The organism is Paenibacillus sonchi (assembly GCF_016772475.1).
GTDB lineage: Bacteria > Bacillota > Bacilli > Paenibacillales > Paenibacillaceae > Paenibacillus_AQ > Paenibacillus_AQ sonchi.
Genome location: NZ_CP068595.1, coordinates 3,509,410 through 3,523,863 on the forward strand (window position 1 = coordinate 3,509,410; position 14,454 = coordinate 3,523,863).

The following is a 14,454-nucleotide window of genomic DNA, read 5'->3' on the forward strand; positions in this document are numbered from 1 at the left end:
GTTCCATCACAGGCATTAGAACCACAGGGCAATGGTGCCTGCAGCGACGCCGGAGCCTATAACCGCACCTGCAACAACGTCTGACGGATAATGCAGTCCAAGATAGATCCGCGAAAATCCGACAATGCAGGCCAGCGGCAGCAGTATGGCGGTCAGGACAGGAAAGGCCACCATATAAGGAACGGTAGAAGCGAAGATAGCTGTTGTATGGCCTGAAGGAAATGAGTGGTCCTTGAGCGGATTATGGAACGTATTCGTGCCTGGCAGCGCCAGATACGGCCGCACCCGCGGGTAGAGCTTCTTGGCGATGGCAACAGGCAGATGACTGATCGCCAAAGCAATGAGGGCCTGAAGCCCCACAGTTCTCAAAGGCTGGGGAGACAGCGCCCAGATCAGCAGATTGATGCCGATGGCACTTGTGGCCCCGCCCAGATGGGTCAGATAGAAAAGCCAGAAGTTCAGGAATGGGTTATGCAATCGTCCGTTGATCCACTTGAACAGGCGCCGCTCCAAGAGATGCAATTTCATGAATAAATGTCTCATATCTTGTCCCTCCGATAGTCCGGCTGAAGATAATTGGCGCAGCTGCAGCAATCCGGTCTATGCCATAAAGCTGTCTTTATCATACTTTTTTAAGGTAGTCCATTTCAAGAAAAAGCTCGGAAAATGCCAGTTTTGACTTCACAGCCACTTACACCTTACAATGATTCAAGCAGGCTGAACGCGTTTAAAAGGTAACAGAGAAATAGGGAGCCGCAGCAGCGGCAGCCGGACCATATCTTTTGACGTGATAAATATACAGGCAAGCCTGCCTTAGCCAAGGGAAATCTAGCGGTCTTACTGTAAGGAATGCAACAAAAGGGTCAGAAAGAACGTCAGCAATGCCAGAGAGAGAAAAAACAAAAGAACATCAAGATTCGAAAAGGGGGCATCAAAGGTCATGACAGACGCATTGTTTGTTACGCTCCAAGTGATCTTGGCGGCAATTGCAGTCTATCAGTTTACGTTTTCGTTATTCGGACTGCACAAGAAAAAGAACAAGGCACAGTTTGCTCCGCAAAAATCATTTGCTGTACTGGTTGCCGCACACAACGAGGAAGAAGTTGTCGGGGCGCTGATGGAAAATTTGAAACAGCTTAATTATCCCCGGGAACTGTACGATGTATTTGTCATCTGCGACAACTGTACGGATGGAACGGCAAGAATTGTAAGAGAGCACGGCATGAATGCCTGTGTCCGCACCAATACCAATCTGCGCGGCAAGGGATATGCGATTGAATGGATGCTCAAGGAGCTGTGGGCCATGCCGCGGCAGTATGACGCAGTTGTAATGTTCGATGCCGACAACCTTGCCCATACAGAATTCCTGACAGAGATGAACAATGATCTCTGCTCCGGCGCAAAGGTTATTCAAGGCTACATCGATACTAAAAATCCGGAGGATTCCTGGATTACGGCCGCTTATGGCGTATCCTACTGGTACATCAACCGGCTCTGGCAGCTGTCGCGCCATAATCTGAATATGGCGAACTTCCTTGGCGGAACGGGGATGTGTTTCGAAACCAATCTGCTGAAGGAAATGGGATGGGGAGCGACAAGCCTGGTAGAGGATCTGGAGTTTACGATGCGGAGCGCATCCAAGGGCGTCTATCCCAAATTCAATTATGACGCCAAGGTATTCGACGAGAAGCCGCTGACCTTCAAGGCTTCCTCCAGACAGCGTCTGCGCTGGATGCAGGGTCATTTCACAGTAGCGCGGAGATATTTCTTTCCTTTGCTGTGGCAGAGCATAAAAGAACGCAGCCTCACGAAGTTTGACCTGGCACTGTACGGTGCCAATGTCTACATCGTGCTGCTGACCTTCCTGATGACGGCTGTAATGTGGGTCGACAACTCCATGTTCGGAGGTCCGCATATCGCTAATATTTATGGCGAGCTGCCTTTGTGGCTCAGCTATTTTGCAGTCGGCGCCAATATCCTGACCTTCCTGCTCGCAATGGCGCTGGAGAAGGTCAAATTCAAGAAAGTCTACCTGTATTTGCTGGTCTTCCCGGTTTATCTGATTTCCTGGTATCCCATTACGTTCTATGCGTTCTTTACGCAGAACAACAAGCAGTGGAGCCATACAAAGCATACGCGTGTCGTACGGCTTGAGGAAGTTCAGAGCAAGCAGGTTTCCTGATTAGAGTCATTTTACAAGAAATGTACTTGCAGTTCTTGACACAGCTTGTAGAGTGATGTATATTATTCAAGTATGCAAAACATAGGGATTGCAAGCAGAAGCACCGGCTTCTCACCTGACTGGCCTCCGCCAGCTGGTTTTGATCTCAATGCTTTATGGATGTTATAATTCATGAACGTTGATCAAACGGGGTGTCGGGAGTTACCGGCACCCCTTTTTTATGGAGAACCGCAGAATTGATTTCCCAAGAAGATCCGGAGGTGGAGTATTATCAGTAAGGAACATATGATCAATGATGAAATTCGGGCCAAAGAAGTTCGGTTGGTTGGAGCGGAAGGCGAGCAAATCGGTATCAAACCGATCCGCGAAGCGTTGCAGATGGCGATTGATCTTAATCTGGACTTAGTCAACGTAGCACCGCAGGCGAAGCCGCCGGTATGCCGCATCATGGATTACGGCAAGTTCCGTTATGAAACACAGAAGAAAGAGAAGGAAGCACGCAAGAACCAGAAGATCGTGGATATCAAGGAAGTCTGGTTCCGTGCCAACATCGAGGAACATGATTATCAGACCAAGTTCCGCAACGTTATCAAGTTTCTGGGCGAAGGCGACAAAGTGAAATGCTCTGTCCGCTTCCGCGGACGTGAGATTACCCACGCCAGCATCGGCCAGAAGATTTTGGAACGTGTAAAGAGCGAAGTGGAAGATATCTCTGTTGTGGAGCGCCAGCCCAAGCTGGAAGGACGCAGCATGATTATGATCCTGGCTCCCAAAGCCCAATAAATTTGGAGTCACTTGCACAGCAATTTGGCGCCGCATAATATTCAAGGAGGAAACACCATGCCTAAAATGAAAACCCACAGCAGTCTGAAAGGCCGTTTCAAGATTACCGGATCCGGCAAAGTACTGCGTTACAAAGCTCACAAGAACCACTTGCTTTCCCACAAATCCAAACGCGCAAAACGCGTATTGAACACCAATCCGGTTATGGCCCCTGGGGATGTAAGACGCTTGAAACAAGGACTCGCTAACTTGAAATAGTTTTATCACACATTTTTGGGAGGTTTATTAATATGGCAAGAGTTAAAGGCGGATTTGTAGTTCGTCGTAGACATAAAAAAGTATTGAAACTGGCAAGAGGTTATTTTGGTTCCAAGCACCGCATTTTCAAAACTGCCAACGAGCAGGTAATGAAATCGATGCTGTACGCATACCGTGACCGTCGTCAGACTAAACGTAACTTCCGCAAACTGTGGATCGTTCGTATCAACGCTGCAGCCCGTTTGAACGGTCTTTCCTACAGCAAGCTGGTATTCGGCCTGAAACTGGCTGGCGTAGAAGTGAACCGCAAGATGCTGGCTGACCTGGCAGTAAACGACCTTAACGCATTCAACTCCCTGGCTGTTGTAGCCAAAGAGAAGATCAACGCGTAAGCATTAGAAGTAACCGAAAAGCACCGCCTGCGGGATATCCCGTGCGACGGTGCTTTTTTTGGGCGTTTGAAAGTGCTTTGGATAATTACTTTACTCCCAGTATTTTGTTGTACTCAGTTGAGATGCCAGCAATTTGCTGCTTGTTCTTCTGATCTTGCGCAGCTCGGAACGCTGGTCTGCTGAGGCACTGATGAGCTTCTCTTCATCGGTCTCGGCAACGACCGCGGGTACCGGAGCCGGGGTGCCGTCTTCATGGACGGCTACGAAGGTGAGGAAGGATGTGGCGGCAACTGCGCGTTCGCCGGTGTACAGGTTTTCCGAGATGATTTTGACAAAGACTTCAATGCTGGTTCTGCCTGTCCAGGAAACGAAGGATTCGAAACACACAGAATCAGTGGGTCTTATGGGCAGGAGAAAGTCAACAGAGTCCGCTGAGGCGGTTACGACATTCGTGCGGCAGTGGCGCATTGCAGAGATGGAGGCCACTTCGTCAATCGTACTCATCAGCTTGCCGCCGAACAGCGTCTTATGATTATTGACATCATTCGGGAATACACGGCTTGTCTTGAACACGCGGGATTCCCGGCAGTATCTGAAGTCGGGTGCAGCTTGGGGTTGGTTTTGATCATCCATTATACAGTACTCCCTTTTCTACAATATGTAATCACCCATGATAATAGAAAACTCATAACTGTGCAATAATATATATAATGTACCGAAGCAAATCAAGCTAATCCGAGCATTTCTGACATAGTTTGATCATTTTATTGACATACAATGTAATGGTAAGCGATTTCTTGTGGAAAAATGCAAATTATTATTGACCTGAGGTCATTAATGGACTGGATTTTAGGTTTTTTACCAGTTATAATTTGACTTAATGGTATGTCCAAGCAGAACACAGAAGACATCCAATTTCTTAAGGGGGATCACACTCGATGAAAAAGCTTTACCAACTTTCTCTTGTTATGTTGCTGGCATTTACTGTCATTCTGGCAGGCTGCGGAAACAATAACAACAACTCCGGCAACGCAGGAGGCAAAAACGCCGGAACAGCAACCAATGCGCCAGCGGAAGCAACAGCAGCGCCAACGGATGCTCCGAAAACCGACGTTAAAGTAGGTATGGTTACCGACGTAGGCGGCGTAAATGACAAATCGTTTAACCAATCTGCTTGGGAAGCTCTGCAGGCTCTTGAAAAGGAAACCGGCATTGATATCAAGTATCTGCAAAGTAAATCCAATGCAGACTACGAGCCGAACCTGAACCAATTCGTTAAAGGCGGCTACAACCTGACTTGGGGTATCGGTTTTGACCTTGGCGATGCTATTAAGAAGGTTGCTACTGAGAATCCGAATGCCAACCTTGCAATCATCGACAGCGTGGTAGATGCTCCTAACGTTGAATCCGTAACTTTCTCCGAGAATGAAGGTTCCTTCCTGGTTGGTGTGGTTGCAGGTCTGACTACAAAAACCAACAAAGTAGGCTTCATCGGCGGTATGGAAAGCCCGGTTATCAAACGTTTTGAAGTTGGCTTCAAGGCTGGCGTAGAAGCTGTTAACCCTAAGGCAACAGTGAAAATCACATACGCTGGTGCGTATGACAAGCCAGACATTGGTAAGTCTCTGGCTGCAACCCTGTACAATGATGGCAATGACATCATCTTCCCTGCTGCAGGCGCAACTGGCAACGGTGTATTCAACGAAGCTAAATCCCGCAACAAAGCAGGCGGCGCTAAAGTTTGGGTAATCGGTGTAGACAAAGACCAATCCCTGGAGTTTGGCGATGATGTAACACTGACTTCCATGATCAAACGTGTAGACGAAGCGGTTAAGAAAGTTTCCCAGCAGGTTGTTGACGGAACCTTCAAAGGCGGCACTACAACTGTACTGGGTCTGAAAGACAACGGCGTAGGCCTTCCTGAAACTTCCAAGGCTAACGTATCCGCTGATATTCTTGCCAAGGTTGACGAATACACCAAACAAATCATCGATGGAACAATCAAAGTTCCTTCCGAGTAATACTAACTTGACGTTTCTTGCATTACAATAATGAACAAGGGACAAGGCCGGTTACTGAGCTGGCCTTGTTCCTTGTTAGAGACAGTCATCCGGCAATAGGTTAACACAGTGGTACCGTCCTTCAGGGGGCGGTACAGCCGTGTCTATAAGGCAATAATATTCTGTGATGAGGGTGATTCCATGAGTGCTGCGGCTCCTGTTGTAGAGTTGAAGCAAATCACAAAACGCTTTCCCGGTATCGTTGCGAACGACTCTATCAGTCTTACGCTCGAAAAAGGAGAAATTCATGCACTGCTTGGTGAGAACGGAGCAGGCAAATCCACTTTGATGAATATCGTCTTCGGACTGTATCAGCCCGATGAGGGCAGCATCGAAATCGGCGGGAAACCGGTTATTATCGATAACCCCAATAAAGCGATTGAGCTTGGCATTGGAATGGTTCACCAGCATTTCAAGCTTGTAGAGCCTTTTACGGTAACCGAGAACATTGTTCTGGGCATGGAACCGAAAAAAGGTCTTAAAATCGACTATAAATCCGCTGCGGAGCAGGTTCGCAAGCTATCGGAGCAGTATGGCCTTCAAGTCAATCCAAATGCCAAAATTCATGACATTTCGGTCGGCATGCAGCAAAGGGTAGAGATTATGAAGACCCTGTACCGCGGTGCGGATATACTAATATTCGACGAGCCTACAGCTGTGCTTACGCCACAGGAAATCACGGAACTGATGGCGATTATGAAGCGGCTCGTTGCAGAGGGCAAGTCCATCATTCTGATTACACATAAGCTGAAAGAAATCATGGAGATTTCCGACCGGGTTACCATCATCCGCCGGGGCAAGGTCATTGATACTGTAAAAACAGCCGGTACCAATCCCAACGAACTGGCCGAAAAAATGGTCGGACGCGGGGTAACCTTCAAGGTGGACAAGCAGAATCCCCATATTGGCTCAAGCGTGCTTAAGTTGACAAATGTCAGCAGCAAGAGCAAAGAAGGGGTGGCAGTTTTAAATGGCCTCAGCTTTGAGGTGAAGGCTGGCGAGATCCTCGGAATAGCAGGAGTTGACGGCAACGGGCAAAGCGAGCTGATTCAGGCGATTACGGGGCTTCGCAAGATTGATTCAGGGTCCATTACTGTATCAGGCAAAGAGATTGCTAACCTGAGTCCGCGGAAAGTCTCTGAAATGAATGTTTCCCATATTCCGGAAGACCGCCACAAACATGGCCTCGTGCTGGACTTTACAGTCAGCGAGAATATGGTGCTGGAGACGTATTATAAGAGTCCGTACAACCAGAATGGATTCCTGAACAAAGAAGTCATTGATCAGCATGCTGAGGACTTGGTCAAGCAGTTTGACGTCCGAACGCCTTCCATTGAGAACAAAGCGCGCTCCTTGTCAGGGGGTAACCAACAGAAAGCGATTATTGCGCGGGAAATAGACAAAAATCCGACACTGCTGATTGCGGCCCAGCCGACGCGCGGTCTTGATGTCGGTGCAATCGAATTTGTGCAGAAGCAGCTGATTGCTCAGCGGGACCAGGGCAAAGCGGTGCTGCTGATTTCTTTTGAACTCGATGAAATCATGAATGTATCTGACAGAATCGCCGTCATTTACGAAGGCCAGATTGTCGGTGAAGTATTCCCGCAGGATACCAACGATCAGGAACTGGGTCTGATGATGGCGGGAAGCTTGAAACGGGGAGGCCATGCGGATGTCTAGACTCAGAAAAATATTTGCGACCGACAACTACATCGTTCCGCTAGTTGCAATTGTAATGGGCTTTCTGGTGGGGGCTATCGTTATGCTGGTGGGCGGATACGATCCTATCGCTGCATACTCTGCGCTGTTCAAACGCGTATTTGGCAGCCCGTATGATTTTGGTGAGGCGATCCGTGAGATGACACCGCTGATGTTCACAGGACTTGCAGTAGCCTTTGCATTCCGTTCAGGGATGTTTAATATTGGCGCTGACGGTCAAGTGCTCATTGGCATGACAGCCGCATCTGTTGTTGGCATCAAGTTTGCCGGGACCCTGCCAAGCTTCGTGCTTGTACCGCTGGCTGTTATTATTGCCGGAGTCTGTGGCGGCCTCTGGGCGGGGATTGCCGGGTACCTGAAGGCGAAACGCGGAATTAATGAAGTTATTACTACCATCATGCTCAACTGGGTTGCGCTGTTCCTGTCTAACTATATTGTCAGATCCTTTCTGCTGCTTCAAGGGCAGAACCGCTCTGAGGATATTCCGGCTTCGCTCTCGATGACATTTCTGAATTCCGTGTTTGATAATGCCCGGCTCCACTGGGGAACAGCGATCGCGCTTGCTGCAGCAGTGTTCTTCTATGTGTACCTATGGAAGACCAAACAGGGATATGAAATGCGCGCTGTCGGCCTGAACCCGCATGCTGCAGAATACGCAGGGATGAATGTTGGCCGCAATGTGATGAAGGCCATGTTCATCAGCGGTGTTTTTGCCGGTCTTGCCGGGGCAGGGGAAGTGCTTGGCGTGTTCCACTATCAATCTGTGTTTGCGGCCTCCCCGGGTTATGGCTTTGACGGCATTGCCGTTGCTTTGCTTGGCTTGACACATCCGCTTGGAGTAATTTTGGCTGCGATTCTCTATGGTACGCTGACCTATGGATCAGCAGGCATGAGCTTTGGGGCGGATGTTCCTCCTGAGCTCATCCGCATCGTTATTGGTTCAATTATTTTCTTCATAGCGGCACAAGGAATTGTGCGCTGGGTGCTCAAACCGTTCTACTTCAAGCGCAAGAAAGAGAAGGTGTTATAGATGGAGATATTAGGCCAATTGCTCAATACAACGCTAGTTTTTTCCACAGCGCTGATATTTGCCGCCCTCGGTGGCATCTTCTCTGAACGTTCCGGTGTCGTGAATATTGGACTTGAAGGCTTGATGATGTTTGGTGCCTTTGCCGCAGCCGTAGGCGGATATTACGCTCAGGATGCCGGTATGGGAGACTGGGCTCCATGGATCGGCGTGTTGTGTGCAATGGTTGTAGGCGTGCTTGGCGCGCTCATTCATGCGGTGGCGTCGATTACATTTAAGGCAGATCAGACGATCAGCGGTACGGTCATCAACTTTCTGGCTGCGGGCAGCACGCTTTATGTAGTCAAGCTGATCTTTGAGGGAGCCGGCGAAACGCCGCTGCTGGATGGGTTCAATAAAGTGGCTATTCCTGGACTCTCCAAAATTCCGGTCATCGGTGAGGGATTATTCAATTCCTATCCCACGACATATCTTGCGATTATATTGGTTATTGTGATTTATTTTGTGCTCTTCAAAACTCCGTTTGGCCTTCGTCTGCGTTCTGTAGGGGAGCATCCAAGTGCTGCAGATACACTCGGTGTCAACGTAAACCGGATGAGATATATCGGAGTAATGCTGAGCGGACTGCTGGCGGGTATTGGCGGAGCGACCATTACGCTTACGACCACGGGCACCTTTGCGCATAACACGGTTTCCGGTCAGGGGTTTATCGCTATTGCAGCGATGATCTTTGGAAAATGGAATCCGCTTGGCGCTTTTGGGGCTGCTGTATTTTTCGGCCTGTCCCAGGCGATCCGCAACTATGTCCAGTTGTTCGAATGGTCCAAAGACATCCCGCAGGAATTTATCTTCATGATTCCTTATGTACTAACCATTATCGTTCTGGTGAGTGCGGTTGGACGTTCTTCGGCTCCAAAGGCATTGGGCGAACCTTACGACCCGAGCAAACGTTAGACTTTATTATTCTCTGCCTAGAACAAGCAAGTATGACGCATTTCCGGTCTTTTCCGGGAATGCGTTTTTTTGTTGAAGCTGCAAGTGAGGCTGACGGGGACAGGTGTACAGGCGAAGTGTTATGCGTGCGAATAGACTGTTGTGAAGATGAAACTTTAGCGCAGATTGCAGCGGGTTTTATTGAGTATTCATTTTTAGGAGGGATAATATGGCACAGCCGGTGACGAAGAAACAGGTGATGAAGCTGGTAGGCAAAAATATTGTCGCGGTGAAAAAGGATGGCACAAAAGTGTCCGGCAAGCTGCTCCGCGTGTCGGGCAACCGTCTGGTTTTACAACGGGTCAGCGGTAAAAAAGTGCAAACCAAAGCGCTGATTCCGCTGGTGCTGTTTGATTTGTTGGCCGTCGGTACGGCACCTTACGCATACGGAGCCTATGGTTACCCCGGCGTTCCTTACGGCGGTTACGGCCCCGGTCCGGTTCCTGGACCATATGGCGGCTACGGGCCTGGATATGGCGTTCCGCCGATTGGTTTCTTTTAAGCTCTGAATCTGTTGGCTAACAGTTTTTCGAATTCATAGCAGAAGTTTTGCGGCTGATAACGGGCTACGCTGTAGCCCAATTTTTGATAAAAGGAAATGCCTGGCGCATTGCCCGCATCCACGGATATCTTGGCCCTTAGACAACCGCGTGATAGTGCAAAGCGCTCAGCTCTGTCCATAAGCATATTCCCCCAGCGTTTGCGTCTTGCGGCCGGGGCTATGGCCAGCATGTCAATATAGAGCAAATCTCCATGCAGCATAAAGTGTACAAATCCCAGCGGATCGCTCTCATAATCCGGACAAGCCACAAGGGTGACCCCTTGCCCCAGACGCCGGGGCAGATCTTTTCGGATCTGGTTGATAACAGTCTGTGGAAGATGTGATAATGGAACCAGTTGCTTTTCAATCAAGTCAAGAATCACGGCGTCATCCTGCTTGGGTCTGCGGTAGCGAATCATAAAGCGCCCCCTTCACGCATTGTCGTATATCATATGCTCTAAGGGGTGTGGGCGTTCCGGCAAGGAAAGAACAACATTTTGTGACGATTGCCCAAAAGAAGGGTATTGACTAACCGTGTGAGGAATCATATAATGTGTCTAAACATTTACGAACATATAATCATCGGCAATGATGAGGACGAAGTTTTAAGGGCTCTTTTGCTCAGAGAGTGAGAGGAATTGCTGCAACCTCCACCAGAATCCCTTATATACGAGCTCACCTCGGAGCTGTTTTCCTGAAAGGTCCACCGGCAAGAGTGGTGGAATTATTAGGGGGAATCGTTTAGTCCGCGTTAGGGACTTCAGGTTACAAAGATTTGGGCCCTGCCTACATCGATGGATTTTTGTATCCTGATAAGGCGTTGCATCGTGAGATGCAATGCAAACATGGGTGGTACCACGGAAGATCAACCTTTCGTCCCTCACGCGCTGTCTTCTGCGCGTGGGAGGCGGAAGGTTTTTTTGTTGCCAGGAACCTTAACAGTTGAATTCATAGACGGTCTGTCATTCCCATAATGCATGTTAACTATTGAAGGGAGGAATACTGATGAGCGCGCCAACACCGGAAGTGCGGTCTATAGAGCAGTTACGTGAGAAATGGAAGAATCCCGAGGTGATTACGGGTTCCGAAGTCCTGCTGCGCAGTCTTGTAATGGAAGGGGTTGATACCGTCTTTGGGTATCCGGGCGGTGCAGTATTGTATATCTATGATGCGCTTCACGGCTTCACGGATTTCAAGCATATCCTTACACGGCATGAGCAGGGCGCGATTCACGCGGCTGACGGCTATGCCAGAGCAAGCGGCAAAGCGGGTGTGTGTATTGCTACCTCCGGTCCGGGAGCAACCAATCTGGTAACGGGGATCGCGACCGCTTATATGGACTCGGTGCCACTGGTGGTAATCACCGGCAATGTTTTCTCCAGCCTGATTGGAACCGACGCTTTCCAGGAAGCGGATATTACAGGCATTACGATGCCGATTACGAAGCACAGCTATCTGGTACGCGATGTTGAAGAACTTCCGCGCGTCATTCATGAAGCTTTCCATATCGCCAACACCGGCCGCAAAGGTCCGGTACTGATCGACATTACGAAGGATGTATCGGCTGCCAAGACACTGTATAGTCCAGTCCAGCAGCAAGGCGTTAACCTCCGCGGCTATAACCCGCGTACGGTTCCGAACAAGCTCCAGCTGGATAAGCTGGTCCGGGCCATTTCGGAGGCGGAACGTCCAATCATTATTGCAGGCGGCGGGGTCATCTATTCCGGAGCCCACGAAGCAATGTATGAATTCGTGAAGCGGACAGAAATCCCGATCACAACTACATTGCTGGGCCTGGGCTGTTATCCGAGTGCGGATGAGCTGTGGATGGGAATGCCCGGCATGCACGGAACGTATACAGCGAACAATGCCATTCAGCAATGCGATCTGCTGATCAACATCGGGGCCCGCTTCGATGACCGTGTGACCGGCAAGCTGGACGGTTTTGCGCCAAAAGCAAAAATCGTTCACATCGACATCGATCCGGCGGAAATCGGCAAAAACGTGTCGCCTGACATTCCGATTGTCGGAGATGTGAAGACCGTGCTGGAGATGCTGATTCCTGAGGTCAGCCGTGCAGCGGGTGCCGATGCCTGGAGAACGCAGATTGCCCAGTGGAAGCTGGATTATCCGCTCCACTACAACGATTCCGACACAGAGCTCAAACCGCAGTGGGTGATTCAGATGATTAATGACACCACCAAAGGTGAAGCTATTGTTACTACCGATGTTGGACAACACCAGATGTGGGCTGCCCAATATTACAAATTCAATCATCCCCGTTCATGGATTACTTCCGGGGGGCTTGGAACGATGGGCTTCGGATTCCCGTCGGCGATCGGAGCGCAGATGGCACATCCGGAACGGCTGGTAGTTTCCATTAATGGTGACGGCGGCATGCAGATGTGTTCACAGGAGCTTGCGATCTGTGCGATCCATAATATCCCGGTCAAAATCGTGGTTATTAACAACGAGGTTCTGGGGATGGTCCGGCAGTGGCAGACCCTCATATATGATAAGCGTTACAGCTATACCGACCTCGCAGGCAGCCCGGATTTCGTTAAGCTGGCTGAAGCATACGGGGTAAAAGGACTTCGGGCAACGAACAAGGAAGAAGCAGGCGCTGCGTGGAAAGAAGCACTGGAAACGCCGGGACCCGTTCTGGTAGAATTCGTTGTTCCTAAGGACGAGAATGTCTACCCGATGGTAACTCAAGGGTCGACCATCGATCAAATGCTGATGGGGGATGAATGACAGTGATGAGACATACGATTGCTGTGCTTGTGAATGACCAGCCGGGTGTGCTGCAGCGGGTGTCAGGCCTGTTCGGGCGCCGGGGCTTCAATATTGAGAGCATTACCGTCGGGCAGTCCGAAGAGGCCGGCCTGTCCCGGATGGTCATTGTTACACTTGGCGACCAGCACACGCTGGAGCAGATCGAGAAGCAGCTCTACAAGCTGATCGATGTGATCAAGGTAGTGGATCTTGGCTCCAAGCCGATGGTTGCCCGTGAGCTGGCGCTCATTAAGGTCAAAGCGGAACCGGCTGAACGTCCGGAAATTATGGGTGTTGTTGAAACCTTCCGCGCTTCCGTGGTGGATATCGGCACAACCAGCCTGCTTGTGCAGGTGGTTGGGGATACCCAGAAGATTGATGCAATGATCGAACTGCTTAAGCCTTATGGCATCAAAGAACTGTCCCGTACCGGCGTTACAGCAATGATCCGGGGAAATGCCTGATCATTATAATTTACGGCTTTAACGAATTGCTGCTTGTTTGCATTAATTTGATAAGATGATGGAAAGGAATTCCCGCGAAAGAGCGGGGGCTTGAAGAGCAGCCGGTCCATTTTTCAACCCTGAAGGCTCTCTTGAAGCACCCGCTCTTTACGATGGGTCCCAAATTAAAGGAGGATATTGACAATGGCAGTGACAACGTACTATGAACAGGATGCAGAGCTTAGTGTACTAAAAGGGAAGACAATTGCAGTAATCGGGTACGGCAGCCAAGGGCATGCCCAGGCCCAGAACCTGCGTGACAGCGGTCTTCAGGTTGTCATCGGCCTGCGCGAAGGCAAATCGTTCGAAACCGCCAAGAATGACGGCTTTGAAGTGCTGCCGGTAGCTGAAGCAGTATCCCGCGCGGATGTAGTGCAAATTCTGATGCCGGACGAAACTCAGGCATCCGTCTATAAAAATGAAATCGAGCCGAACCTCAAAAACGGCGCGGCGCTGATGTTCTCCCACGGCTTCAACGTTCATTTCGGCCAAATCGTGGCACCTAAGGATGCGGATGTGCTGCTGGTAGCGCCAAAATCCCCGGGCCACATGGTTCGCCGCACTTATGTTGAAGGCTTCGGCGTTCCCGGCCTGATCGCGATTGAACAAAATGCAACCGGCAATGCCCAGGCCATTGGCCTTGCTTATGCCAAAGGCATCGGCTGTACACGTGCAGGGGTTATCGAAACCTCGTTCCGTGAAGAAACCGAAACCGATCTGTTCGGTGAACAGGCTGTTCTGTGCGGCGGCGTATCCGCGCTGATCAAAGCCGGCTTCGAGACACTTACTGAAGCAGGTTATGCTCCTGAAATGGCATACTTCGAATGTCTGCATGAAATGAAGCTGATTGTTGACCTTGTGTATGAAGGCGGACTTGCCACCATGCGCGATTCCATCAGTAACACTGCTGAGTACGGTGACTATGTAACAGGTCCGCGCATCATTACTGACGAAACCAAAAAAGCAATGAAAGCAGTGCTCAGCGATATCCAGCAAGGTAAATTCGCCCGCGACTTTATCCTTGAGAATCAATCCGGCCGTGCATTCCTGACTGCTACCCGCCGCAACGAAGCCGCTCATCCGGTTGAAGTCGTAGGCAGCCAGCTGCGTGAAATGATGCACTGGATTAAGAAATAGTCTCATATACTTACAATAATGAACGTACTATAGTGTGATTCTCAAATGCGGCCGTATTTTGCGGGCCGCATTTGAGGGTTGTAG

Annotated in this window: 15 protein-coding genes; 12 read left to right on the top strand and 3 right to left on the bottom strand. The window is 49.8% G+C overall.

Annotation, left to right across the window (positions count from 1 at the left end):
- Positions 1-15: 15 nt before the first annotated feature.
- Positions 16-543 (bottom strand): phosphatase PAP2 family protein, encoded by a 528-nt coding sequence (locus JI735_RS15985; protein ID WP_039839823.1) that lies wholly within the window; start codon positions 541-543, stop codon positions 16-18.
- Positions 544-940: 397 nt separating this feature from the next.
- Between JI735_RS15985 and JI735_RS15990 the strand changes: the two genes are divergently transcribed.
- From JI735_RS15990 to rplT, 4 genes are all read left to right on the top strand, one after another.
- On the top strand, positions 941-2,182 hold the full coding sequence (locus JI735_RS15990; protein WP_039839819.1) for a glycosyltransferase family 2 protein: 1,242 nt from the start codon (positions 941-943) through the stop codon (positions 2,180-2,182).
- Positions 2,183-2,467: 285 nt separating this feature from the next.
- Entirely contained in the window at positions 2,468-2,965 is a 498-nt protein-coding gene (gene infC / locus JI735_RS15995) for a translation initiation factor IF-3 (RefSeq protein ID WP_020427376.1), read from the top strand.
- A 57-nt stretch (positions 2,966-3,022) separates the two neighbouring features.
- Positions 3,023-3,223: a 50S ribosomal protein L35 gene (rpmI, locus tag JI735_RS16000; protein WP_039839818.1), complete on the top strand. Its 201-nt coding sequence runs from the start codon at positions 3,023-3,025 to the stop codon at positions 3,221-3,223.
- A gap of 32 nt (positions 3,224-3,255) precedes the next feature.
- Positions 3,256-3,615 carry a 50S ribosomal protein L20 gene (gene rplT, locus JI735_RS16005; protein WP_039839817.1) on the top strand — a complete coding sequence of 120 codons (360 nt, stop codon included), beginning with the start codon at positions 3,256-3,258 and terminating at the stop codon, positions 3,613-3,615.
- Positions 3,616-3,705: 90 nt separating this feature from the next.
- On the opposite strand, the gene JI735_RS16010 is transcribed toward rplT, so the two are convergent.
- Entirely contained in the window at positions 3,706-4,248 is a 543-nt protein-coding gene (locus JI735_RS16010; protein WP_039839815.1) for an acyl-CoA thioesterase, read from the bottom strand.
- A 305-nt stretch (positions 4,249-4,553) separates the two neighbouring features.
- Between JI735_RS16010 and JI735_RS16015 the strand changes: the two genes are divergently transcribed.
- From JI735_RS16015 to JI735_RS16035, 5 genes are all read left to right on the top strand, one after another.
- Complete coding sequence (locus JI735_RS16015; protein ID WP_039839813.1) at positions 4,554-5,636, top strand: BMP family lipoprotein; 1,083 nt, start codon at positions 4,554-4,556, stop codon at positions 5,634-5,636.
- Between the two features lie 180 nt (positions 5,637-5,816).
- Positions 5,817-7,355 carry an ABC transporter ATP-binding protein gene (locus JI735_RS16020; RefSeq protein ID WP_039839811.1) on the top strand — a complete coding sequence of 513 codons (1,539 nt, stop codon included), beginning with the start codon at positions 5,817-5,819 and terminating at the stop codon, positions 7,353-7,355.
- Positions 7,348-8,424, top strand: a complete 1,077-nt coding sequence (locus tag JI735_RS16025; protein ID WP_039839808.1) for an ABC transporter permease — start codon at positions 7,348-7,350, stop codon at positions 8,422-8,424. Before JI735_RS16020 ends, JI735_RS16025 begins: the two co-directional genes overlap by 8 nt.
- Complete coding sequence (locus JI735_RS16030) at positions 8,425-9,375, top strand: ABC transporter permease (protein WP_039839805.1); 951 nt, start codon at positions 8,425-8,427, stop codon at positions 9,373-9,375.
- A 208-nt stretch (positions 9,376-9,583) separates the two neighbouring features.
- The gene (locus JI735_RS16035) at positions 9,584-9,916 is read left to right on the top strand and encodes a hypothetical protein (protein ID WP_039839803.1); all 333 of its coding nucleotides are present in this window, start codon (positions 9,584-9,586) and stop codon (positions 9,914-9,916) included.
- Here JI735_RS16035 and JI735_RS16040 read toward each other — a convergent pair.
- The gene (locus JI735_RS16040) at positions 9,913-10,374 is read right to left on the bottom strand and encodes a GNAT family N-acetyltransferase (RefSeq protein WP_020427384.1); all 462 of its coding nucleotides are present in this window, start codon (positions 10,372-10,374) and stop codon (positions 9,913-9,915) included. The two genes, JI735_RS16035 and JI735_RS16040, sit on opposite strands and share 4 nt — an antisense overlap.
- 586 nt (positions 10,375-10,960) lie before the next feature.
- Here JI735_RS16040 and ilvB point away from each other — a divergent pair.
- The 3 genes from ilvB to ilvC all read left to right on the top strand — a co-directional run bounded on the left by ilvB (position 10,961) and on the right by ilvC (position 14,370).
- The gene (ilvB, locus tag JI735_RS16045) at positions 10,961-12,709 is read left to right on the top strand and encodes a biosynthetic-type acetolactate synthase large subunit (RefSeq protein ID WP_039839801.1); all 1,749 of its coding nucleotides are present in this window, start codon (positions 10,961-10,963) and stop codon (positions 12,707-12,709) included.
- Complete coding sequence (gene ilvN / locus JI735_RS16050) at positions 12,706-13,194, top strand: acetolactate synthase small subunit (RefSeq protein WP_020427386.1); 489 nt, start codon at positions 12,706-12,708, stop codon at positions 13,192-13,194. The genes ilvB and ilvN overlap by 4 nt, the downstream gene beginning before the upstream one ends.
- Before the next feature lie 183 nt (positions 13,195-13,377).
- Complete coding sequence (ilvC, locus tag JI735_RS16055) at positions 13,378-14,370, top strand: ketol-acid reductoisomerase (protein ID WP_020427387.1); 993 nt, start codon at positions 13,378-13,380, stop codon at positions 14,368-14,370.
- Positions 14,371-14,454 lie beyond the last annotated feature (84 nt).